The sequence below is a fragment of the Cryobacterium psychrotolerans genome (genome assembly GCF_900101115.1).
GTDB classification, from domain to species: Bacteria; Actinomycetota; Actinomycetes; order Actinomycetales; family Microbacteriaceae; genus Cryobacterium; species Cryobacterium psychrotolerans.
Genome location: NZ_FNFU01000007.1, coordinates 83,758 through 106,135 on the forward strand (window position 1 = coordinate 83,758; position 22,378 = coordinate 106,135).

Below are 22,378 nucleotides of genomic sequence, written 5' to 3' on the forward strand. Positions count from 1 at the left end.
GTGAACGGTGCCGCGAAAGCGCCGTGAAAGGATTCCTCTCCGTGACTACCATTGCCGCAACCGCTGATGTCGCCGACAACGCCGTCCTCGGCGAGGAGTGCAAGGTCTGGCACCTGGCCCAGGTGCGCGCAGACGTTCGGATGGGCGACAACTGCATCGTCGGACGCGGCGCCTACATCGGCACCGGCGTGACCATGGGCGACAACTGCAAGGTGCAGAACTACGCACTGGTGTACGAGCCCGCGACCCTGGCCGACGGCGTGTTCATCGGCCCGGCCGTCGTGCTCACCAACGACACCTACCCGCGGGCGATCAGCCCCGACGGGTCGCTCAAGAGCGCCCACGACTGGACCCCGGTCGGGGTCACCATCGAGGAGGGGGCCTCGATCGGCGCCCGCGCGGTCTGTGTGGCCCCGGTCACCATCGGCCGCTGGGCCACCGTCGCCGCCGGCGCGGTCGTCACCAGGGACGTCCCGGCGTTCGCGCTGGTCGCCGGTGTCCCGGCGCGGCGCATCCGCTGGGTCGGCAAGGCGGGGGTTCCGCTCGTCCAGGACGCCGACGCGTGGGTCTGCCCGGAGACCGGCACCCGCTACATCGAAGAGAACAACGTATTGCGAGAGGCACTGTCATGACCGAATTCATCCCGGCCGCACGCCCGATCATCGGCGACGAGGAGCGCGCCGCGGTCGACGCCGTGCTGCTTTCCGGCATGCTCGCCCAGGGCACCGAGGTAGCCGAATTCGAACGCGAGTTCTCTGACGTGCTCCTCGACGGCCGCGCCGCGGTCGCCGTGAACTCCGGCACCTCCGGGCTGCACCTCGGCCTCCTCGCCGCCGGCGTCGGCCCCGGCGACGAGGTCATCGTGCCCTCCTTCACCTTCGCGGCCACCGCCAACTCGGTCGCCCTGACCGGTGCCACCCCCGTTTTCGCGGACATCGAACCCGATCACTTCTGCCTGGACCCGAAGGACGTGGCGCGGAAGATCACCTCCCGCACCGTGGGCATCATGCCGGTGCACCTGTACGGGCACCCGGCCGACGTCGCCGCCCTCGGCGACCTCGCCACCGAACACGGCCTCGGCCTGTTCGAAGACGCCGCGCAGGCGCACGGCGCCGCCGTCGACGGCCGGAAGGTCGGCACCTTCGGCACGTTCGGGATGTTCAGCCTCTACCCGACGAAGAACATGACCAGCGGCGAGGGCGGCATGGTCTCGACCGGCGACCCCGAGGTCGAACGGCGCCTGCGGCTGCTCCGCAACCAGGGCATGGAGAAGCAGTACGAGAACGAACTCGTCGGCTTCAACGCGCGGATGACGAACATCCACGCCGCCATCGGCCGCGTGCAGCTGCGCAAGGTGCTCGGCTGGACCGCGACCCGGCAGCGGAACGCCGCGTTCCTCGACGCGAACCTCGAGGGTGTGAAGACTCCCCTCGTCGGGCCCGGCATCACGCACGTCTACCACCAGTACACGATCCGGGTCACCGACGACCGTGACGGATTCGCCGCCGCGCTGCGCGAGGAATTCAACATCGGATCCGGGGTGTACTACCCGATCCCGAACCACCGCCTGCCCTCGTTCAACCTCGTCTGCGATCTGCCCGAGACCGAGCGGGCCTCCCGCGAGGTGCTCTCCCTGCCGGTGCATCCGTCGCTGTCCGAAGACGACCTGGAGCGCATCGTCACCGCCGTCAACTCACTTGCGAAGGCAGGATCATAATGGCCAACCTCCGCATCGGACTCATCGGCCTCGGCATGATGGGCCGCCACCACGCCCGCGTCATCCGGGAGCTCGACGGCGTCGACCTGGTCGCCATCGCCGACCCCCAGGGTGACCCGCACGGCGTCGGCGGCAGCCTCGCCGTGCTGCCCACGGTCACCGAACTCATCGCCGCGGGCATCGACGCCGCGGTCGTGGCCGTGCCGACCGGCTACCACGAAGCCGTCGCGCTCGAACTGGCGGACGCCGGGGTGCACACCCTGGTCGAGAAGCCGATCGCGAGCACCGGCGACGCCGGGGAACGCATCGCCGCCGCGTTCGAGCAGCGCGGGCTGGTCGGTGCCGTCGGCCACATCGAGCGCTTCAACCCCGCCCTGCAGGACCTGCGCCGCCGCCTGGCCGCCGGCGAGCTCGGCGACATCTACCAGATCGCCACCCGCAGGCAGGGCCCCTTCCCGGCCCGCATCGCCGACGTGGGCGTGGTCAAGGACCTCGGCACGCACGACATCGACCTGACCGCCTGGCTCGCGCAGTCGCCGTACCGCAGCGTGTCCGCCCACACCACGACGCGCAGCGGCCGCCCGCACGAGGACATGGTGTCCGCGATCGGCCAGCTCGCCAACGGCATCATCACCAACCACGTCGTCAACTGGCTCTCCCCTCTCAAGGAGCGAGTCACCGTGGTCACGGGCGAGCGCGGATCGTTCGTCGCCGACACCCTCAGCGCCGACCTCACGTTCTTCGCGAACGGCACCATCAACACCGAGTGGGAGTCCGTCGCGGCGTTCCGCGGCGTCACGGAGGGGTCGATGACCCGCTTCGCCCTGACCAAGCGGGAGCCGCTCCGCTCCGAACACGAGGCGTTCCGCGACGCGATCCTCGGCATCTCCCAGAACATCGTCACCATGCGCGAGGGTCTCGCGACGCTGCGCGTGGCCGAAGCGGTCGTCGAGTCGGCGATCACGGGAGAAACTCGTCTGCTGACGGACTGAGCCATGGCGAAACCTACACGTGTGGTCATCGCCACGCGGCTGTTCCCGCCGGAGGTCAGTGCGGGCGCATTCCGCCTGAACGAACTTGCCTCGGGATTCCTTCGCCGCTCCTGCCGGGTGCGCGTCATCACGACGACCCCGCCGGCCACGGCCCCGACCGCGGCCGCTGACCGCGACGACCTCGAACTGTCGCGCTTCCCCGTGCTGCGCGACGCCGGCGGCAACGTGCGCGGGTACCTGCAGTACCTGAGCTTCGACATCCCGCTCGTGCTGCGGTTGCTCGTGTCCCGGTACGACATCGCCGTGTCGGAGGCGCCCCCGACAACGGGAGCGGTCGTGTCCGTGATCAGCAGGCTCAAGCGCCGCCCGTACGCGTACTACGCGGCGGACATCTGGACCGATGGCCTGACCGCGCTCAAGTCGCCGCGACTGGTCATTTCCCTGATGCGCGCCTTCGAGGGCCATGTGATGCGCCACGCCTCCACGGTGCTGTCGATCTCCGACGAGGTCACCGTGCGGATCCGCGAGTTCGGCGTCGACGCCGCGAAGATCGCCACCGTCGGCAATGGCGTCGACACCACGGTCTTCACCCTCGACGGACCCGTCGCCGAGAGCACACACCCCTACCTGATCTACACCGGCACGATGTCGGAATGGCAGGGCGCGGACATCTTCGTGCGCGCGATGCCGCGGGTGCTCGCGCGGTTCCCCGACGCTCAGCTGCGCTTCTTCGGCCAGGGCGCGTCCGAGGCCGAGCTGCGCCGGCGAGCCGCCGAACTCGCGCCGGGAAGCGTGTTCTTCGGCGGTGTGATCGCGCCGAGCGAGGCGGCCACCTGGCTCCGCGGGGCCGCCGCGGCCCTGGTGAGCATCGCCCCGGGCCTGGGTTATGACTTCGCCCGGCCCACCAAGACGTACGCCGCGGCCGCCTGCGGCACCGCCGTCGTTTTCGCCGGCGTGGGCAGCGGCGCCGCCCTGGTGCGCGACAACGGGCTGGGCGAACACGCCGAGTTCACGGTCGACGCCGTCGGCGACGCGATGATCCGCGCCCTCGAAGCGCACCAGTCCGGGGAAGCCGCCCGCCTGCGCGCGCACCGCGTGGCCTGGACCGAACAGAACGCCTCCCTCCGCGCCGTCGGCAACCTGGCCGCCGAAGCCGTGCTCACCGGGGGCGGGCTGTCGTGACCATTCAGGCATTCCCCACGCGCCCGCCACGTATCCTGTAATGTCCCCCGATCCATGGAGAGTCTTGTGAATACCGACCTCGTCGTCGTCGGGTCCGGCTTCTTCGGCCTCACCATCGCCGAACGCTGTGCCCGCGAATTCGGCCTGAACGTCACCGTCATCGACCGGCGCAGCCACATCGGCGGCAATGCGTACAGCGAGAACGAGCCCCAGACCGGCATCGAGGTGCACCGCTACGGCTCGCACCTCTTCCACACCTCCAACGAGCGGGTGTGGGAGTACGTGAACCGGTTCACCGCCTTCACGAACTACCAGCACAAGGTGTACACGAGCCACAAGGGCGAGGTGTACCCGATGCCGATCAACCTCGGCACGATCAACCAGTTCTTCCGCTCGTCCTACGGCCCGGACGAGGCGCGCGCGCTCATCCGGGAGCAGTCGGCCGAGTTCGCCAGCACCAACCCGGAGAACCTCAACGACAAGGGCATCTCACTGATCGGGCGTCCCCTCTACGAGGCGTTCATCAAGAACTACACGGCGAAGCAGTGGCAGACCGACCCCAAGGACCTGCCGGCCGAGATCATCTCCCGGCTGCCGGTGCGCTACACTTACGACAACCGCTACTTCAACGACACGCACGAAGGCCTCCCGGTCGACGGCTACACCGCCTGGCTCGAGCGGATGGCCGACCACCCGAAGATCGATGTGAGGCTCGACACGGACTTCTTCGACGACTCGCAGGAGTTCAGCAAGAACAACGTCGCCGGCCAGGTTCCCGTCGTCTACACCGGCCCGATCGACCGTTACTTCGACTTCTCCGAGGGCGAGCTGTCCTGGCGCACCCTCGACTTCGAAGAGGAGGTGCTGCCGACCGGAGACTTCCAGGGCACCAGCGTGATGAACTACCCCGACCTCGACGTGCCGTACACGCGCATCCACGAGTTCCGGCACTTCCACCCCGAACGCGACTACCCGCGCGACGCGACCGTGATCATGCGCGAGTTCTCTCGTTTCGCCCAGAGCGGCGACGAACCGTACTACCCGATCAACACCACGGAGGACCGCGAGCGGCTCCTGGCCTACCGCCCCGCGATCAAGGCCGAGAAGGATGTGCTCTTCGGCGGCCGCCTGGGCACCTACAAGTACCTCGACATGCACATGGCCATCGGGTCGGCCCTGACGATGTTCGAGAACAAGCTTCGCCCGCATTTCGCGGGAACGGCGGCGCTGCAGTCCGGTTCGGCCGGCGACGACGAGTGACCCGGCGCGGCCGGAGGCGTGACTCGTGAGCTGGTTTGAGGCGATCCCCGCGCTGACCGTGGCCGTGCTGACGGTCGTGCTGATCGGCGCGCCGTTCGCGTGGGCGGTCGGCGCGCGGGGCATCACGTTCCTCGGCCTGAGCGTCGCGAGCTCCGTGTCGGCGGTGGCGCTCTCCTCGGTCGTTGCGCCCCTGGTCGGGATGCCCTGGAACCTCCTGGCCCCGTTCCTGGTCTCCCTGCCGCTGGCCGCGATCGGGTTCGCGCTGCGCCGCTTCTTCGTGCTGCCGCCGCTCCCAGGGCCCCGGGAGTGGGGCTCGGTCTTCGGCTGGAGCCTGGCAGCCGTCGCCCTCGGCGGCACCCTGGTCGCCTTCTCGGTGCTGCCCGCCATCGTTCAGGCGGACACCCCGTCGCAAACCTACGACGCGATCTTCCACCTCAATGCGGTGCAGTGGGTGCTCGACACCGGGGACGCGTCACCGATCAACATGACGATGTCGACCCCCGGTTCGAGCGGTTCCTTCTACCCGACGCCGTGGCACGCCATCGTCGCCCTCGTGGTGCAGCTCACCGGCGCCGGGGTCGTGGTGGCCACGAACGCCGTCGCCGTGGCCACTGCGGCGTTCGTCTGGCCTGTGGCCTGCATCTTCCTGGCCAGGGCGCTCTTCGGCCCTGGGCACCTCGCCCTGGTGCTGACCGGGGCCATGAGCGCGGCCTTCGCGTCGTTCCCGATCGTGCTGCTGGGCTTCGGGGTGCTCTACCCCAACCTGCTCGCGGTCGCGCTGGTCCCGATCGCTCTCGGGCTCCTGGTCATGGCGCTGAGGCAGGACTCGGCCGCCACGCTGAAGCCGGTGGCGCTGTGGCTGCTCACCGCCTGGGTGGTGCTGGGGATGAGCATCGCCCACCCGAACGCCCTGTTCAGTCTCTTCGCCCTGAGCGCGCCGCTGCTCGTGCAGGCCTGCGTCGTCTTCGTGCGTCGCCGTCGCCGGGAACCCCGCTCCGGCGGCCCGATCGCGGCTGCCGTCGTTGCCCTGGCGGCCGCATTCGCCCTCGAAGCCTTCCTCTGGACCCGGGTCGCGACCAGCGACAACGCCTGGCTGCCCGACCGGCCGTTCCTGGTCTCGATCGCCGAGGCCGCCCTGGCCGGTCCCGGCAACCTGACCCTCGGCTTCGCCGCGTCCATCGTCGTGCTCACCGGCGTGGTCATCACCCTGTTCCGTCGACGCCTCCTCTGGCTCAGCGCCTCCTGGGCCGTCGCCGTGCTGCTGTTCGCCGTCGCGAACGGCGGCCCCGAGGGCGCTCTCCGCGACGCGATCACCGGTCTCTGGTACAACGACTCCTTCCGCCTCGCCGCGCTCCTGCCCATTGTGGCGGTGCCCCTGGCCGTGCAGGGACTGCTCGCGATCATCCGCTTCGCGCAGCGCGGGGCGGATCGTATACTGCCCGGAAGCCGGACCCCGGCCGCCACCCGCGGCGTCTCGGCCGCCGTGGCCGTCGCCCTGGTGGCCATCGCGGTGGCCGGCACCCAGCTCGGCAACATCCAGGCCGCGCGCTCCAACCTGGCGGCGACCTACCGGATGAGCGACACGAGTCCCCTGCTCGGCACCGCGGAACGGGATTTCCTCGCCGAGGTCGGCCGGATCGTGCCCGAGGGCGGCGTCATCGCCGGCAACCCGTGGAACGGCAGTTCGCTGGTCTACGCGTACACCGGCCGCGCCGCCCTCTTCCCGCACGTCGGCGGCAGCTACCCCCAGTCGTACCGCGACCTCGCCGAAGGCCTGGCCCAGGGCACCCCGGCCGCCTGTGCCGCCGCCGCCGCCCTCGGCGTCGACTACGTGCTCGACTTCGGTGACCGGTACGTCTTCGCCGAAGACGAGCGGGCCGACCAGTACGGTGGCATCACCGCCGTCGAAGACTCCAGCGTGCTCACGGTTGTCGCCGAGGACGCTGGCTTGAAACTGTACGAAGTAACCGGTTGTGCTGCCCCGTAGCCCGGGACAGTGAGAGAAGAAGAGAGAATTCCTGTGAAGATCGCCGTCATCGCGCTGGGCAAGATCGGCCTGCCCCTCGCCGTCCAGTTCGCGTCCAAGGGCCACGAGGTGGTCGGGGTCGACGTCAACCCCCGCACCGTCGAACTCGTCAACGCCGCCCAGGAGCCGTTCCCCGGCGAGGCGCACCTCCAGGAGCTTCTCTCCGAGCTGGTCCCCGCCGGCCGGCTCCGGGCCACGACCGACTATGCGGATGCCGTCACCGGCGCCGACGCCGTCGTGCTCGTCGTTCCCCTCTTCGTGGACGCCGACGCGCGCCCCGACTTCGGCTGGATGGACGCCGCAACCCGCTCGCTCGGCGAGCACCTGACGCCGGGAACCCTGGTCGCCTACGAAACCACCCTCCCCGTCGGCACGACCCGCAACCGCTGGAAGCCCATGCTCGAGGAAATCTCCGGCCTCACCGAGGGCAGCGACTTCCACCTCGTGTTCTCCCCGGAGCGCGTGCTGACCGGCCGGATCTTCGAGGACCTCCGCAAGTACCCGAAGCTCATCGGCGGCCTGTCCGACGCCGGCACGGCCAGGGCGATCGAGTTCTACGAAGCGGTGCTCGACTTCGACCCGCGCCCCGAGCTCCCCCGCCCGAACGGTGTCTGGGACCTCGGCTCCGCCGAGGCATCCGAGCTGGCCAAGCTCGCCGAAACCACGTACCGCGACGTGAACATCGGCCTGGCCAACCAGTTCGCCCGCTTCGCCCAGAAGTCCGGGATCGACATCTACAAGGTGATCGAAGCCTCCAACTCGCAGCCGTTCAGCCACATCCACCAGCCCGGCATCGCCGTCGGCGGACACTGCATCCCCGTGTACCCGCGCCTCTACCTCTGGAACGACCCGGATGCCACGGTCGTGCGGGCCGCACGCGAGGCGAACCTGGCCATGCCCGAGTACACCATCGGCCTGCTCGAGGGCGCCTACGGCGACGTGCGCGGCGCTCGCGTGGTCGTGCTGGGAGCCGCCTACCGCGGCGGCGTGAAGGAGACCGCCTTCTCCGGTGTGTTCGACACCGTGAAGGCCCTCGAGTCCCGCGGCGCCGAGGTGCTCGTGCACGACCCCCTCTACGACGACTCCGAGCTCGTGTCCCTCGGGTTCACCCCGTACCACCTCGGCGAGCCCGTCGACGCCGCCGTGGTGCAGGCGGACCACGCGGAGTACCGCACGCTCGGCGCCGCCGACCTGCCCGGAATCACCGCGTTCATCGACGGCCGGCGGGTCAGCTCGGCCGAGGCCTGGGCCGGCGTGACCTACCGGGTCATCGGACGGCCGTAACCGTGGGCGCGGCCCAGCCGAAGGTGCGCGTGCTCTACGTGAACGATGCCGCGTTCACGGGGCAGCGCATCCTCGAGCGCGCCGCGCGCGACGGCCAGCCCTGGCGTTTCTTCCCCAGGGCGGTCGCCGACCCGGGGTGGTCGGGCCCGATCGGCCGCCTCCGCTTCGCCGCGCGCGGGGCGGCCTGGGTGGCCCGGCTGGCCCTGGCGGCGGCCCGGGTGGACCTGCTCCACGTGCACTCGGGGGCGATGCTCAAGCACACCCGGTTCGTGCCCAAGCCGTTCGTGCTGCACCTGCACGGGACCGACATCCGCACCCTGCAGTACGACCCGGCCTGGCGCGATTCCATCCTCTGGGGGGTGCGAAAGGCGCGGGCCGTGGTCTACTCGACGCCCGACCTGGCCGAGCACATCCTGCCGCACCGCCCCGACGCGATCTACCTCCCGGTGCCCGTGACCCTCTCGGCGCTGCCCGCACCGGCCGAGGCCCCCGAGCGCCGGGTCTTCTTCTGCTCCCGCTGGGAAGACGTCAAGGGGCTCGAGTATGCCCTCGCCATCGCCCGGGAGCTCGTGCGCGGCCTCCCGCCGGGGTACGAGGTCACCGGCCTCGACTGGGGTCCCGGCGCAGCTGCGGCCCGCGCGGCCGGCGTGCGCCTGGTGCCGCGGATGCCGCACGATCGGTACCTCGACTTCATCGCCGCGTCCACGGCCGTGGTCGGCCAGAGCGCCGGCATGATCGGGTCGAGCGAGCTCGAGGCCCTCGGCATCGGCGTGCCGGTCTACGTTCCGCTCCGGCCCGGGCTCTACCCGGACGCCCCGCCCGTCGGCGGAGGCGCCGACGCGTTCGAGCACCCCGAAGCCGTGGCCGCCGCGCTGGTCTCGGACCTCGCCGCGGGCATCCGGGACACGAAGGCGGGCCCCGCCTGGATTGCCCGCACCCACGAGACCGAGCTCGCCTACCGGCGGCTGGCCGCGCTCTATCCGACCCTGGTCATCAGTGCACGGGGGCGAGCAGCTCGGTAAGGATCTGCTCCTGGGCCCGCTCGTCTTCGCGCGAGTTGAGCACCTCGGCCGCACGATGCGCGTTCGCCTTGTACCGGGCGACGTCCTGCTCGGTCAGGTCGCACAGCACGGCAACGAGGTCGTCGACGCTGAAGCCCGCCGTCAGACGGCCGAGGTCGTGTTCGCGGAGCAGGACATCCGTCTCGACCGCGGGGCTGAAGACCAGGGCCAGCCGCGCCTGCACGAAGTCGAAGAACTTGTTCGGCAGCATCAGCCTGTGGTTGGTGGTGCGCGGTGGCAGTACGAAGACGCCCACGTCGTAGGCGTTGAGCACGCGCGGCAGGTCGGCGGGCGCCACCGGGTCGTGCACGCGCACGCGGTCCGACTCGGAGGCCAGGGCGACGAGCGAGTCCCAGTAGCTGTCGCTGCCGCGCGCCTTCACCAGGTAGAGGTCGAGGGTGAAGCGGTCGTCAAGGCGTTTGGTGGCCTCGATCAGGGTTTCGATGCTCCGCCCTGGCACGGCGCCGCCGCTGTGCACCAGGCGGATGCGCCCCTCCTGCATCGGGGACGGCGACAGGTCCTGGAACCCGATGGCGTTCCTCACGATGCGCGATTGCACGCCGAATTGCTCCTCGTAGAGCTTCGCGATCGAGCCGTTGATCGTCGACACGACCGTCGTGCCCGGCAGGTACCGGGCGCAGACCCAGGTCATGAACGGGGCCACGAGCAGACGCCAGGACAGCACGTGGGTACGTTCCTCCGGAGCCCATTCGTGCATATCGCCCCAGACCGGTGCGCCCTGGGCTATCCGATGCGCCAGCGGAAGCGCCCGCGCCTCGTTGGCGACAACCAGGTCGAACTCCCGCCCAGCGAGCAGCTTCAGAGCGCTCTGCATCGCCGGGGCGTCCAACACGACCGAGCGGTAGGCCCTGACGGCGAGCTTGAGCACCCCCAGCGGGGTCTGCGGCAGGGACGGCAGTGCGGAGTCGACCCGGATGTGCTCGGCGACGCCGGGCGGGGCCTCGCCGTACCCGATCGTCGTCACCGAACCGAATTTCCGCAGGACCTCCAGCTGCCGGAGCACGCGGGAGTCGGCAAGGAAATTCGAGAACGAAATGCAGAGGATGCGGGGTGGAGTGGACACCCCGCCCATCCTATGCCGCCGTCCGATCAACTCAGAACGTGACCGCTCCTCCTGCCGTCGTCCACCGGACGCGTCCACCCTGGAACGCCTGCTCGAGCACCCCGGGCGAGACGACCCTGGTGCTCTCGAGCGGATAGCCCAGCTTGCCGGCCGGCCCGCCGTTGGAGTAGTAGTACTCGCCGATTTCGCGGGCGACCCGGTCGATGCTGGTCGCGGACGACCAGACCAGCCAGCCGTTGGCGAACTCCTGGCTCGTCCCGCCCTTTGCGTCGACCTTGCCGGCCGCGGCCGGGTAACCGAGCACACCACTCGGCCCGCCGAGGGCGGAGTACGACGCGCCGACAATGCCGGTCACGGCGTCGAGCCCGCTCGCGGCCCCGTAGTACAGCCAGCCGCCCACGAACCGCTGGCCGTTCCCGCCGTCCTTGTAGACCGTCGTGCTGCTGATCGGGTGACCGAATTTGCCGCCGACCCCGCCGACCGTGAGGTACTGGTCGGCCATCGGCTTCAGCACGTAGTGGATGCCCCGCGTGGGCGACCAGTACAGGGTGCCCTTCTGGAAGGTCTGGCTGAGCCCGTTTCCGGGTTCCGCCTTCTGCGCCGCCAGCGGATAGCCGAGGCGACCGCCGGGGCCGCCGAGCGCCGCGTAGGAGTAGCCGATCCTGCCGACCACGGCGTCGAGCCCGGTCGCCGCCCCGTAGTAGAGCCAGCCCCCCACGAAGGCCTGGCCGTTCCCGCCGTCGGGGTAGACCGTCGTGCTGCTGGTCGGGTGACCCCACCTGCCACCGACGCCGCCGACCTTGAGGTACTGGTCGGCCATGGGCTTCAGCACATAGTGGATGCCGCGCGTGGGCGACCAGTACAGCGTGCCCTTCTCGAACGCCTGGCTGAGCCCGCTGCCGGGTTCCGACTTCTGCGCCGCCAGCGGGTAACCGAGGCGCCCGCCGGGGCCGCCGAGCGCCGCGTAGGAGTAGCCGATCTTGCCGACGACGGCGTCGAGCCCGGTCGCCTCCCCATAGTAGAGCCAGCCGCCCACGAAGCGCTGGCCGCTCCCGCCGTCCTTGTAGACCGTGGTGCTGCTGATCGGGTGGCCGAACGTGCCGCCGACGCCGCCGACCGTGAGGTACTCGTCGGCCATGGGCTTCAGCACATAGTGGATGCCGCGCGTCGGCGACCAGTACAGCGTGCCCTTCTGGAACGCCTGGCTGAGCCCGCTGCCCGGTTCATTCTTCTGCGCCGCCAGCGGGTAACCGAGGCGCCCGCCGGGGCCGCCCAGCGCCCGGTAGGAGTTGTCGATGAGGCCGACCGTCGCATCGAGCCCGGTCCCCGCGGACCAGAACAGCGACCCGTTCAGGAAGCGCTGGCCCTGTCCGCCATCCAGGTAGACCGTCGTGTTGCTGATCGGGTGGCCGTACTTCCCCGCGACGCCGCCGACCGTGAGGTACTGGTCGGCCATCGTTGCGAGCAGGTAGTAGCCGCCCTGCGTCGGAGACCAGTAGAGCGTGCCCTTCTGGAAGGCCTGGCTGAATCCATCGTTCGGCTCGGTCTTCTGCGGCGCCACCGGGTAGCCCAGGGGCCCGACGGGGCCGCCCGACTTCGCATAGGTCTCGCCGATCTTGCCGATCGTCGCGTCGAGCCCGGTGGCCGTCGACAGGTAGAGCCAGCCCTTCTGGAAGCGCTGCCCCTGTCCGCCATCCGGGTACGTGGTCGTGTTCTCGGCCGGGGGCCCGTAGGTTCCTGCGGCGCCGCCCAGCTTGGCGTATTCGCCACCCAGCGCGGTCAGGACATACTTCGTGCCGAGGGTCGGCGAGGAGTACAGGGTTCCCTTTTGGAACAGCTGGCTGCTGGTGCCGGAGGAATCGACGACCTGGGCCGCCAGGGGGTACCCGAGCACGCCGGCCGGACCGCCGAGGGAGCTGTACGCCGTGGCGATTGCCCCGGAGAGCCGGTGGATGCTCGTGGTCGGCGACCAGTACAGGGCACCCTTCTGGAAGTTCTGGCTCGCTCCCCCGCCCGGCTCGACCTTCGCTGCCGCGATCGGGAAGCCGAGCACGCCGGCGGGACCGTCCAGGGTGGCGTACGACCGGCCGACCGGGCCGGAGACCAGATGGATGCTCGTCGTCGGCGAGTAGTACAGCCAGCCCTTCTGGAAGGCCTGGCTCGCACCGGAACCCGGCTCGGTCTTCGGGTTGGTGGTTGGGTAGCCCAGGATGCCGTTGGGTCCCTTCAGGGCGATGTAGGAGCGGCCCACGTTAGCCGTGGTGCGGAACGCGCCGGTCGCGCTGTGCCAGTAGGCCCATCCGTACTGGAAGGCCTGGCCGATGCCGCCGTCGGGGTATGTGATCGGCTGGGACGTGGCCGTGCCCAGCAGGCCGATGGTGGTCGAGTCGAGGCTGGCCAGCGAGGACGAGGTGGCGTAGCCGCCCGTGGTCGACCCGAACCAGTCGGTGAACAGCCGCCAGAAGTTGCGGTTGCCGTAGGCGGAGCAGGAGTTGCCGGTGCCGTACATGTTCGCGAGCGCCGCGGCGTTGGGGCGGTACGGGGTGTAGATGTAGAGTCCGGCGGTGGCCTGGTTCTGGATGTACACGGAGGAACTGCCGCAGGCGGAGTTGGGGTTCCAGAGGATGGTGTTGTACCGGCCGGCGACGTACCCGCGGGACGCGGGTCGGGCCTGGTACTTCTTGAACATGTAGGCGGCCTGGTACACCTGGTTGAAGAAGCCGTAATACAGCGAGTCGCAGACGGAGGTGTCGGGGCAGCCGAAGCCGGTGGCCTTGCGGTAGATGCTGGCGGTAGGGTGTGTCCCCGTGACCAGCCCCTGCTCCTTCTCGAGCAGCACGAGGAGGGCCTTCGGGTTGATGCCGCAGGCCATCCCGACCTTGGCGATGATGGAGGCGGCGGTTTCGTTCAGCTGGCCGGCGTAGGCCGCGCAGCCTTCGCTCTTGGCGCTCTGGCTCGTCGTCGACTCGCGGTAGCTCTTCAGGCAGGTGTAGCCGCTCCGGCAGGTGGGAACCTTCCCGTTCAGGAAGGTCTGCACCTGGGCCGCGGTCATGGTCCGGCCGTTATAGAAGATCGCGTCGCTGATGATCATGCCGGGGTTGAAATCGGCGCCGTTGGCCGCTTCCGCGGGCTGCGCGGGGGTGGCCACGAGGCCGATGGAGACCAGCAATGACACCGCGACAACGAGGCCGATCGACTTGGCCGCGACGCGTCGCAGTGTGGTTCGCATGATGGACGATTCCCCCCGAAGGTCGATTGCCGCAGGGTTGCGCGCAATGACTGATCCTATGAAGCATCACAGAGATCGGCAGGATTGCCCCGCCCGGGGGCCAAATAGAGGGGGTCAGGGTCTACCCCCAATTCGGGGAGAACGCTGTTTATTCGCTGAGAGCGCCGCCGCGGGCGATGAATTTGCGATACGCGAAGCGGCGCACCGGCTCCGGCACATACCGGTAGAGGCCGCGCACGGCGACGTTGCGCAGATACTGGCCGCGAGTGGTGAAACGGATGCGCCGAAGCGCCTTCTGCAGCATGAGCTCACTGTCCCATTGAGCGCGGCCGCCGCGTCGGGCGTAGGCCCCGTCGCCCACGCGGTACATCACCAGCGGGTCCGGGATGTTGTCGACGAGGGCGCCGGCCGCGATCATCCGGGCGAACAGCCAGTAGTCCTCCATCATGCCAAGGCTCTGGTAGCCGCCCGCCGCCGAGACCGCCGAGCGGCGGTAGACCACGGTGGGGTGGCTGAACGGATCGTGGAACCGCGCGTACCGCTCGATCTCGGCCTGTCCGGTTCTCGGCACCCGGCGGCCGACGATCCGGCCGGCCTCGTCGAGGAACTCCAGCATCCCGGTGCCGACCAGGTCGAGCCCGCCGTCGATGAGGGGAACCTGCGCGGCAAACCTGCCGGGCAGGGAGATGTCGTCGGCGTCCATCCGCGCGACGATGTCGTGCGCGCAGAGCGCGAGGCCCTCGGTGAGCGCCTTCGCCAGCCCGACGTTGCGCTCGAGCACGTGGTGCACGACCGGCACCGGGCTTGCCGCCACGACGCGGCCGATCTCCGCGGCGAGGGCGGCGTCGATCGGGCCGTCCTGCACGATCACGACCTCACTCGGCGGCAGCGTCTGTCCCTGCACGCTGGTGGTGAACGCCTTCAGGAAATGCGCCGCCGTGTCTCCGCGGTAGACGGGCAGCAGGAGCGAAAAGGATGCGCCGGGCACGGGGGTGCCGGTCGGGTGCGCGCCGGTCAGGGGGCCATCAGTCATGGGGCCCCTCGAGGGCACGCACGGCATCCGTCACCGGGCCGAGCCCGGCCAGGGAGACCGCGTTGTGGCGCGGTCGGGTGCGCAGGCCGTCGGCGAGTCCGCGCGAGAGCCCGTCCCTGAGCACGGCGCGGTCGGCTGAGCGGATGAAGGTGCGGACCCACCTGCGCAGCGTCGACGCTCCGTACAGGAGCTTCTCTCCCGGGTTGAGGCTCCGGGACGCGCGCTGCATCCAGAGCTTGTTGCGCACCTCGTAGTAGAAGCGGGGGCCGGGGTCGATGTCGGTGGAGGCCAGCGCCCTGGTCTTGTGCACGACGACGCTGCCGGGCACGAAGACGCCCCGGCGGCCTCGCAGCAGCCGGGTCGAATATTCGAAGTCGTCGTTCCAGATGAAGTAGTCGGCCAGGGGCAGGCCCTCCGCGCGCACGATGTCGGCGCGCACCAGCATGGAGACGAAGGAGCTGCTGCGCACGGCGAGCAGGCCCCGGTCGGCCGCGGCCTTGCGCTCCGCCCCGGACACGAACGGTTTTTCGCGGGGCGTGTTCATCGGGTGGTCGGTGCCGTCGGTCCAGATCACGCGGGACCCGGCCACGACCGCGTCCGTTCCGGACACGGCGGCCAGCAGCTCGGTCAGCGCCGACGCGGTCGGAATCGTGTCGTCGTCCATCATCCAGACCCAGACCGGTGCGTGCCGTTCGAGTGCGACGGCCAGGCCCGCTGCGAACCCGCCGGCGCCGCCGGTGTTCCGCTCGAGCACGACCAGGTCGACGAGGGGCCCTGCCGCCGCGGCGACGGCGGCGGAATCATCCGTTGACGCGTTGTCGATGACGACGATCCTGCCCAGCGCCGTGTCCTGCCGCGCAAGGGCGTCGAGCACTTCGAGGAGCAGGTCGCGCCGGTTATAGGCGACGACGACCGCGACGACGCGCGGCGGTGTGGGTGCTGGAGGCATGTGCTCTCGGGGTGGGACTCGGGGCGGGGACCCCTCTATCTTGCCGTGCAATGCTGTGTGCGCGCTCCCCCGCGCTCCGCGAGCGCTACGATTTGTCGATGGATGCCGGGCCGCACCGCCCCAGCCACGAGATCACCGGACAGGATTCAGCATCTCCACACCACCCCGCACAGACAGCGCACTCCGCACGGTAGCCGTGATCCTGGCCGGCGGAATCGGCGTGCGCGCCGGGCTGGGCATGCCCAAGCAGCTGGCCCGGATCGCCGGCAAGACGATCATCGAGCACACCATCGGGGCCGTGCACGGTTCGCCCCTGGTCGACGAGATCATCGTCATGATGGAACCCGACCACCTCGGCGCCGTCCGCGACCTCACCGTCACCGGCAAATACCCGAAGCTGACGACGATTCTGCCCGGCGGCGCCACGCGCAACGAGACCAGCCAGCTGGCCCTTGCCCACTTGGGCGACGCCGAGCTCAAGGTGTTGTTCCACGACGCGGTTCGCCCGTTCGTGAACCACCGCATCCTCCAGGATTGCGTCGAAGCCCTCGACAGCTATGCCGCGGTTGACACCGCGATCCCCTCCGCCGACACGATCATCGAGGTGGCCCACGGAGGTGACGTCATCACCGACGTGCCGGTGCGCGACCACCTGCGCCGCGGCCAGACGCCGCAGGGGTTCCTGCTCTCCACGATTCGCCGGGCGTATGCCGCCGCCAATACCGACCCCGACTTCGTCGCGACCGACGACTGCAGCGTCGTGCTGCGCTACGCCCCGGATGTGCCGATCTTCGTCGTGGCCGGCGCGGACGAGAACATGAAGATCACCCAGGGCATCGACGTGTTCATCGCCGACAAGCTCTTCCAGCTCAAGTCCGCCGATCCCGCGGGTTTCGAGGCCGCGGACCGGGAGAAGGCGATGCTGGGCAAGACCGTCGTCGTGTTCGGTGGCAACAGCGGCATCGGCCTGAGCATCTTCGAAGCCGCGCAGCTCTACGGCGCAGACGTCTTCGCGTTCAGCCGGTCGACCACGGACACGCACGTGGAGAAGCACGAGGACGTCGAGTTCGCCCTGAGCGAGGTGTACCGGCAGTCCGGCCGAATCGACTACGTCGTGAACTCGGCCGGGATCCTCGAAATCGGCAACGTCGAGGACTTCACGCAGGAGGCGGTGGAGAACATGCTCGATGTGAACCTCCTCGGCCCGATCATCATCGCCCGGGCGGCACTGCCCTACCTGAAGGAATCCCGGGGCCAGCTGCTCTACTTCGCGTCGAGCTCGTACACCCGCGGACGGGCCAACTACGGCATGTACTCGGCCACGAAGGCCGCGACCGTCAACCTCACCCAGTCGCTGGCCGAGGAGTGGCAGGAGCACGGCGTGCGCGTGAACTGCATCAACCCGGAGCGCACCAAGACCGCCATGCGGGTTCAGGCCTTCGGCGCGGAGCCCGACGACACCCTGCTCACGCCCGAACAGGTCGCCCTGGCCTCCATCGACGCCCTCATCACCGACATCACCGGGCAGGTCATCGACGTGCGCCGGCGACGCGGCTAGCTGCTAACCGGCGCTTCCGACTTCAACCGCTCGAACACGAGGTCGTACAGTTCGGCGATGCGCAGGCTGTCCATTCGGAGCTCATCGACCTCCCGGCGAAGCTCCAGCACCTCGGCTTCGCAGACCACCAGTCGTCGGCTCAGGTCCGCGTTGTCGGCGCCGCGCACCTTGGTGGAACGCGGAGCGAGGCGGGCGAGAATCCGGCCGAAATAATTGTCCATTAGTTATCCTTCTTACCTTGTGCTGAGGGAGCGGCGAGTCGAAGCACGACCGTTGCGGTGCGGCGGCGCCCGTGCTTCGTGCGGCGGGATGACGTAGAGGCGATCTCGACGCTGAGCTTCTGTCTGCCTGCCTCGGCCCGCAGCCAGTCCACGGGAAGATGCCAGGTTTCCGGGTTGTCGGCGCTATAGCGCCACGCCGCATAGCTGGTGTCGAAGGTGGCCACGGCGACCGCGCCCTCGCGCAGAACCATGCGCAGCAGGAGGAAGACGTTCTCGCGACCCTCCCGGGTGAGTCCGGCCAGCACCTGGCCGAGGTTCACGTGCCACACGCGGCCGGATTGCACGAGCTCGGCACCGAATTCGAGCATCCGGCGTCGGTCGTACAGGTTGAGGTAGCGCAGGTCGACCGTGTCCGGCGCGATCGATCCACGGGCGAGCGCGAGCGCCCGGAAGCTGTAGTCCACGCCGATGACGTCGCGCCCCTGCGCTGCGATCGCTTCGGTGTTGATGCCGCTTCCGCAGCCCAGGTCCACGACCGGGGCGCCGACAGGCAGCAGGCGGGCCAGCTCGGCCACGTGCAGCGCGTCGCCGCCGGCTCGCCGGCGATCAGCCGCTCGGCCGTGTGCCTCTTCCCAGTAGACGCGGTTCATGTCCTGGCTGCCGAACCAGCTGTCGAACCGGCGACGCGTGGCGGGTGGTGTGGCGAACCGGAACGAGGGGTCCGGCGTCTCCCAGTTGGGACCGTAGCAACTGGCGAGCCAGTCCTCCGGCACGGCCGGAACGGGGAAGGACACGCCGCCCAGCTCCCGCGACCCCACCGGGGTGATCGACGTGCGGGGCACGTTGGACCGCACGTGGAACGGCTGGCAGAACTCCTCGTCGCTCCGGAAGAAGGCGCTGAAGATGTCGACGTAGCAGTCGATCTCTCCGTTGTCGTGCAGGAAGGTCACCTGCAGATGCGCGTTGCTGTGCCGCACGACGATGTAGCCGAGATCGCCGAGCTGGTCCTCCAGGCGGTAGCTGTCGAGGGAGAGGTCGGAGGGATGCGAGTTGGTCAGCAGCACGGACAGGTCGATGTCGTCGTCGTTGGCCAGGATGTCCCCCAGGCGCACGGCTCCGAGCAGAGTTCCCCCGGTGATGCAGGCGACGTAGCCGAGGTGTTCGAGCTGGTCAACGAGCACCTTCGACCGGGTGAGCAGCCGCCCGCGGATTCCCGAGTCGTCGCCTTCGAACGATGTGCCCATGCGTTGCCACTTGTTGACGGCCAGCCAGTGCCCCTGGTCGTTGGCCACAACCAGTGGCGAGGTCGATCGCCCGATCTGTCCGACGGCGCCGGCGATCGTCTCTCCGGTGCCGGAATCCTGCACCGAGATCGTGGCGCGGCCCTTCATGTACGGCACCAGGGCCGCAGGCCAGTGCAGGCGGATGCGCCCGTACACATCCGGGTCGGTCGGCGTCGTCGACCAGACGCGGTGCCCGTCGATGAGGATGTCGACGCTGCCGGAAGGTGGGGCGCCGTCGACGGCGAAGGTCACCGACCTTCTGGTCGCAACGAGACTTCCACCCGAGACACTCATTTGCTTCAGCTTAAGGCTTGCCGGGGACACTAGTGGCTTCCGCGCGTTCGGCGCGGCCCCACCCGCCCGAAGTCGAACAGCCCTAACCGGCCAGCGTCCTGCGTATACGATCCGTCAAATAGGGGGAAAGCGTTTCGCCGTAGGTTCCGGTAATGTGGCCCGCGGTATCGCGATATGCGATCACGTGCCCCACAATGACCGGGCAGGCGCCGTCGCTGCAGAAGTAGTCCGGTTGAACACGAGCGGCCGGGAGGTTCACTCAACCCGCCTGGCTGCATCTGCCAGCGGTTCACCGATGCCCGGCCCCTCAGGGAAGGAACGAGCCCCACCGGTCACCGCGCACAGGGCGTATCGGTTTTCCACGTCCGTGACGCTTGACCACACCCGATGCCCGTCCGTCAATGAAGACTGTCGACGCCACCGACGGTCGTTACCCCGTCGACACCGAAACTCCCCAAGTTCGTAGTTGTCGGATTGTCCTCGCGACGATCCGCGCAATCAGGCTGCAATGCGAGCCCCTCGTCAGGATTTTCCCAACTATCCGCCGCCGCCGGCTTCGAGCCTCTGGCAAAAGACACCGGCCGGTTCAAGTCACTGATCGCCTTGAACACGCGTTCGGAGTTCCTTCCATCACGAACCGGGAACGTTCGTTTCGCCCGATCGGCGTAGCCTCCGGCAAATTCACGATCGTTCCACAAGGATCTGAGCCCGCCCATGACGCCGTTTACATCCGGTACCACCGGGCCGAAGCCGTGGGTCGGATAGTCGTAATACCCCTTGCCCTCGATGTGTTCGGCTTCATAGCGCGCAGTGTCGAACTGGTAGTAGACGACGGGCCGGTACAGGTACGCCATGTTGAATGCGATGGATGAGAAGTCGGTGATCATCACTGCGGACCTCGATACGACATCCTGCACATCGATGTTCCCGTACAGTTTTGTCTCGACCCAGTGGGGGATCGCGAATTCGCCAAGGTGGGGCTGGATATTCGGGTGGGGCATGAAGACGATCTTGAGGCCATTGCCTGCCGCGAATTGCCGAAGCTCCTCCGACTGCACCAGCTCCTGCCAAGCCTGCGCGTATTCGCTCTGCATGAACTCAGTGTTTGCTTCCCGCACCGACGAATCTGCGCCGAGAACGCGACCCGCCAGGTATTTCCGCCACGTAGGTGCGATCAGAATTTGGGTGACCTCACTATCGCGGAGCGCACCGCTCTTGGCCAACAATGCGTCGTGTCGAGGCAGGCCCGTCAACCGCACCTCCTTCGGCCCGAACTTGTAAACCGACTCCCCCGAAATGTACCGATACTCGTCCTCCGTTGAGGTTACGAAGACATCGATGTTCTTCGTGTTCAGCCAAGGAGAAATGTCCCCCTTTATGATTCCGTGCTGCAAGAAGGTGAGCTTCCATTGCGGCCGTCCATAGCGTTGGGACGGCAATGGGTTGGAGATGTATGCGTCGATGTGACTCGACACGACATGCTCGGCGAGGAGCATGAGCACCTTCCAGCGGTAGGAACCGTAGTCGACGAGCTTGAACCCATCACCTTTCAGGCGCGCCCAATCTGCAGTACCTTTCCGCAGGACGAAACGGAGTTTCACCTGGGGCTTGTTGGCGCGGACCCACCGGTAGAGCTCCTCGGCGCTGTCGTTCGCTTGGAATTCCCTATCGAGGAGCGCCCAGGCGCCTGCGTAGGCTCGCCTGACCGGCATCAACCGCAGGATGGCCCCGAGGAGAACGTCCTGCCTGTGGGCCTTGCGGAGCGCCCTCTTGCGGACGCTCAACCACCCCTTGACGCGCTCGAGCATCAGTGTGCTCATGCGGCCTTCAACTTGTCGGAACCGCATGGGGATCCCGCTCGTTTTCCGGAATCGTTCCGCCCGCAGAATCTGTTCGCGACGGAACTTGTGGGCGCTGTTGCTTGATTCGCTGGTGATGAATGGCTGCAACTTGCCGTCAAGCTCAAATCGGATGGCCCCCAGAGATGAAACCCACAGCTTCCGTTCACGGAGCACGGTCCGACCGAGGACATCCAACGGTTGCGTCTTTGCGTGGTGCGCCTGCACCTTCTTGCCCTTGACCCAAATAGTCTCAGCCCGCTCGTGGCCACTGAATCGATAGCAGATCTGAATGAGATCGCGCGCGGCGTCGGTCGGGCCGATGTACACCGGTCCGACGTAATCCAGCTCCGAGTATCCGAAGGCAAGGGCTTCCCGCATCCAGCGAGGCACGGCCATCATGTCGAATCCGAGGACCGATTCCGGTTCGATGTACGTCATGATTTCAGCAACAGACCGGTGGAAGGCGGAGAGCACTTCTGGCGCCAGAGCGCGAGTCGGCTCCTTCGCGGCGAGGTCGGCCTTGAACATCCATACGATGTCGTAAATGATGAACCATTGGAGCCATCGAGGCACTTCCCCGCGGAGTTCCTGGGCGAGCTTCAGCACATACAGGTGCCCGAACTGCGGAACATCGACGTAGGAGCGCGCATCGGAGTGGCTACCTTGCAGCGTCGACGATCCGTCTGAACGTCTGCGATAGAAGTATCGTGAGTCCTTCACCAACCCGAGGATCGGTTTGTCGAACACGAGTAGATACTCCGCGATGAAGCCGGCGTCCTCAAATCGTGTCCGCAGCCGCTCATCGAATCGGAGCCCGGACGCCACGATTACCTCGCGTTTGAACGCGCTGACGGTGGCGTTCCCATGGATGAAGTTCGGCTTTGCGGTGAGGTCGGTTGTCGAATTGCCGAATCTGAATCGAAAGCTGGTCGGATGGCTGTCGCTCCGCTTACCCGTGGCTTCATCCCAGATGATCACGCGCCCAGCGAAGAGCGCGGTTTCTGCGCTCCCTGGCTCCTTCATATAGTCGCGCATCGACTCAAAGTAGTTTGGGCTGAGGACGTCATCGGGATCGGGGAAGCAGACCCACGGCGCGGTGGCCAGAATGATGCCTGCGTTTCGCGCGGATGCCTGGCCGCCGTTTTCCTTATGGACGACGCGCACATTATGCGGGTACCGCGCGGCGAAGGACTGAAGCAGCTCAAGCGAATCGTCCGTTGAGCCGTCATCCACGAGAATGACCTCCAGATTCTCGATGCCAATCGTCTGATTCTCCAGGGACTGGCAGTATTCCTCGAGGTACCTCCCGACGTTATAGACCGGGGAAATTACCGAAAATAGCGGCGCCGTCACAGGGGGGTTCC

General features: G+C 68.1%; 16 protein-coding genes. 9 read left to right on the forward strand and 7 right to left on the reverse strand.

All coding sequences use genetic code 11. The features are described 5' to 3' along the window. Positions 1–41 precede the first annotated feature (41 nt). The 8 genes from BLQ39_RS08025 (at position 42) to BLQ39_RS08060 (ending at position 9,483) form a co-directional block, all read left to right on the forward strand. A complete protein-coding gene (locus BLQ39_RS08025) occupies positions 42–632 on the forward strand; it encodes an acyltransferase (RefSeq protein ID WP_092323221.1) in 591 nt (196 codons plus the stop codon). Then, positions 629–1,717 (forward strand): DegT/DnrJ/EryC1/StrS family aminotransferase, encoded by a 1,089-nt coding sequence (locus BLQ39_RS08030; protein ID WP_092323117.1) that lies wholly within the window; start codon positions 629–631, stop codon positions 1,715–1,717. Before BLQ39_RS08025 ends, BLQ39_RS08030 begins: the two co-directional genes overlap by 4 nt. Further along, positions 1,717–2,709, forward strand: coding sequence for a Gfo/Idh/MocA family protein (locus tag BLQ39_RS08035; RefSeq protein ID WP_092323119.1), 993 nt, complete (start codon positions 1,717–1,719; stop codon positions 2,707–2,709). The genes BLQ39_RS08030 and BLQ39_RS08035 overlap by 1 nt, the downstream gene beginning before the upstream one ends. A gap of 3 nt (positions 2,710–2,712) precedes the next feature. After that, positions 2,713–3,891: a glycosyltransferase family 4 protein gene (locus BLQ39_RS08040; protein WP_092323120.1), complete on the forward strand. Its 1,179-nt coding sequence runs from the start codon at positions 2,713–2,715 to the stop codon at positions 3,889–3,891. Between the two features lie 66 nt (positions 3,892–3,957). Continuing rightward, positions 3,958–5,151 (forward strand): UDP-galactopyranose mutase, encoded by a 1,194-nt coding sequence (glf, locus tag BLQ39_RS08045; RefSeq protein WP_092323122.1) that lies wholly within the window; start codon positions 3,958–3,960, stop codon positions 5,149–5,151. 25 nt (positions 5,152–5,176) lie between these two features. Beyond that, positions 5,177–7,138 (forward strand): DUF6541 family protein, encoded by a 1,962-nt coding sequence (locus tag BLQ39_RS08050; RefSeq protein WP_092323123.1) that lies wholly within the window; start codon positions 5,177–5,179, stop codon positions 7,136–7,138. 33 nt (positions 7,139–7,171) lie between these two features. After that, positions 7,172–8,461, forward strand: coding sequence for a nucleotide sugar dehydrogenase (locus BLQ39_RS08055; RefSeq protein ID WP_092323125.1), 1,290 nt, complete (start codon positions 7,172–7,174; stop codon positions 8,459–8,461). Positions 8,462–8,463: 2 nt separating this feature from the next. Beyond that, positions 8,464–9,483, forward strand: coding sequence for a glycosyltransferase family protein (locus BLQ39_RS08060; protein WP_092323126.1), 1,020 nt, complete (start codon positions 8,464–8,466; stop codon positions 9,481–9,483). Here BLQ39_RS08060 and BLQ39_RS08065 read toward each other — a convergent pair. The 4 genes from BLQ39_RS08065 to BLQ39_RS08080 form a co-directional block, all read right to left on the reverse strand. Further along, positions 9,455–10,606 (reverse strand): glycosyltransferase family protein, encoded by a 1,152-nt coding sequence (locus BLQ39_RS08065; protein WP_167738570.1) that lies wholly within the window; start codon positions 10,604–10,606, stop codon positions 9,455–9,457. The genes BLQ39_RS08060 and BLQ39_RS08065 overlap by 29 nt on opposite strands. Positions 10,607–10,637: 31 nt before the next feature. Further along, positions 10,638–13,835 (reverse strand): LGFP repeat-containing protein, encoded by a 3,198-nt coding sequence (locus BLQ39_RS08070; RefSeq protein ID WP_092323129.1) that lies wholly within the window; start codon positions 13,833–13,835, stop codon positions 10,638–10,640. A gap of 148 nt (positions 13,836–13,983) precedes the next feature. Further along, positions 13,984–14,868 (reverse strand): glycosyltransferase, encoded by an 885-nt coding sequence (locus tag BLQ39_RS08075; protein WP_241986973.1) that lies wholly within the window; start codon positions 14,866–14,868, stop codon positions 13,984–13,986. Next, complete coding sequence (locus BLQ39_RS08080) at positions 14,861–15,817, reverse strand: glycosyltransferase (protein ID WP_092323131.1); 957 nt, start codon at positions 15,815–15,817, stop codon at positions 14,861–14,863. Before BLQ39_RS08080 ends, BLQ39_RS08075 begins: the two co-directional genes overlap by 8 nt. Before the next feature lie 196 nt (positions 15,818–16,013). Here BLQ39_RS08080 and BLQ39_RS08085 point away from each other — a divergent pair, with 196 nt between their 5' ends. Further along, a complete protein-coding gene (locus tag BLQ39_RS08085) occupies positions 16,014–17,375 on the forward strand; it encodes a bifunctional cytidylyltransferase/SDR family oxidoreductase (protein WP_241986972.1) in 1,362 nt (453 codons plus the stop codon). On the opposite strand, the gene BLQ39_RS08090 is transcribed toward BLQ39_RS08085, so the two are convergent. The 3 genes from BLQ39_RS08090 to BLQ39_RS08100 form a co-directional block, all read right to left on the reverse strand. Beyond that, the gene (locus tag BLQ39_RS08090; protein ID WP_092323134.1) at positions 17,372–17,596 is read right to left on the reverse strand and encodes a hypothetical protein; all 225 of its coding nucleotides are present in this window, start codon (positions 17,594–17,596) and stop codon (positions 17,372–17,374) included. The two genes, BLQ39_RS08085 and BLQ39_RS08090, sit on opposite strands and share 4 nt — an antisense overlap. Beyond that, complete coding sequence (locus tag BLQ39_RS08095) at positions 17,596–19,131, reverse strand: class I SAM-dependent methyltransferase (RefSeq protein ID WP_167738569.1); 1,536 nt, start codon at positions 19,129–19,131, stop codon at positions 17,596–17,598. The genes BLQ39_RS08090 and BLQ39_RS08095 overlap by 1 nt, the downstream gene beginning before the upstream one ends. A 440-nt stretch (positions 19,132–19,571) precedes the next feature. After that, positions 19,572–22,367, reverse strand: a complete 2,796-nt coding sequence (locus BLQ39_RS08100) for a bifunctional glycosyltransferase/CDP-glycerol:glycerophosphate glycerophosphotransferase (protein WP_167738568.1) — start codon at positions 22,365–22,367, stop codon at positions 19,572–19,574. Between the last annotated feature and the right edge of the window lie 11 nt (positions 22,368–22,378).

Bases quoted from the DNA above. Each gene is read 5' to 3' on its own strand.
- BLQ39_RS08035 (WP_092323119.1), top strand. From the start codon at position 1,717: ATGGCCAACCTCCGCATCGGACTCATCGGCCTCGGCATGATGGGCCGC.
- BLQ39_RS08080 (WP_092323131.1), bottom strand. From the start codon at position 15,817: ATGCCTCCAGCACCCACACCGCCGCGCGTCGTCGCGGTCGTCGTCGCC.
- BLQ39_RS08070 (WP_092323129.1), bottom strand. From the start codon at position 13,835: ATGCGAACCACACTGCGACGCGTCGCGGCCAAGTCGATCGGCCTCGTT.
- BLQ39_RS08075 (WP_241986973.1), bottom strand. From the start codon at position 14,868: ATGACTGATGGCCCCCTGACCGGCGCGCACCCGACCGGCACCCCCGTG.
- BLQ39_RS08090 (WP_092323134.1), bottom strand. From the start codon at position 17,596: ATGGACAATTATTTCGGCCGGATTCTCGCCCGCCTCGCTCCGCGTTCC.
- BLQ39_RS08030 (WP_092323117.1), top strand. From the start codon at position 629: ATGACCGAATTCATCCCGGCCGCACGCCCGATCATCGGCGACGAGGAG.
- BLQ39_RS08040 (WP_092323120.1), top strand. From the start codon at position 2,713: ATGGCGAAACCTACACGTGTGGTCATCGCCACGCGGCTGTTCCCGCCG.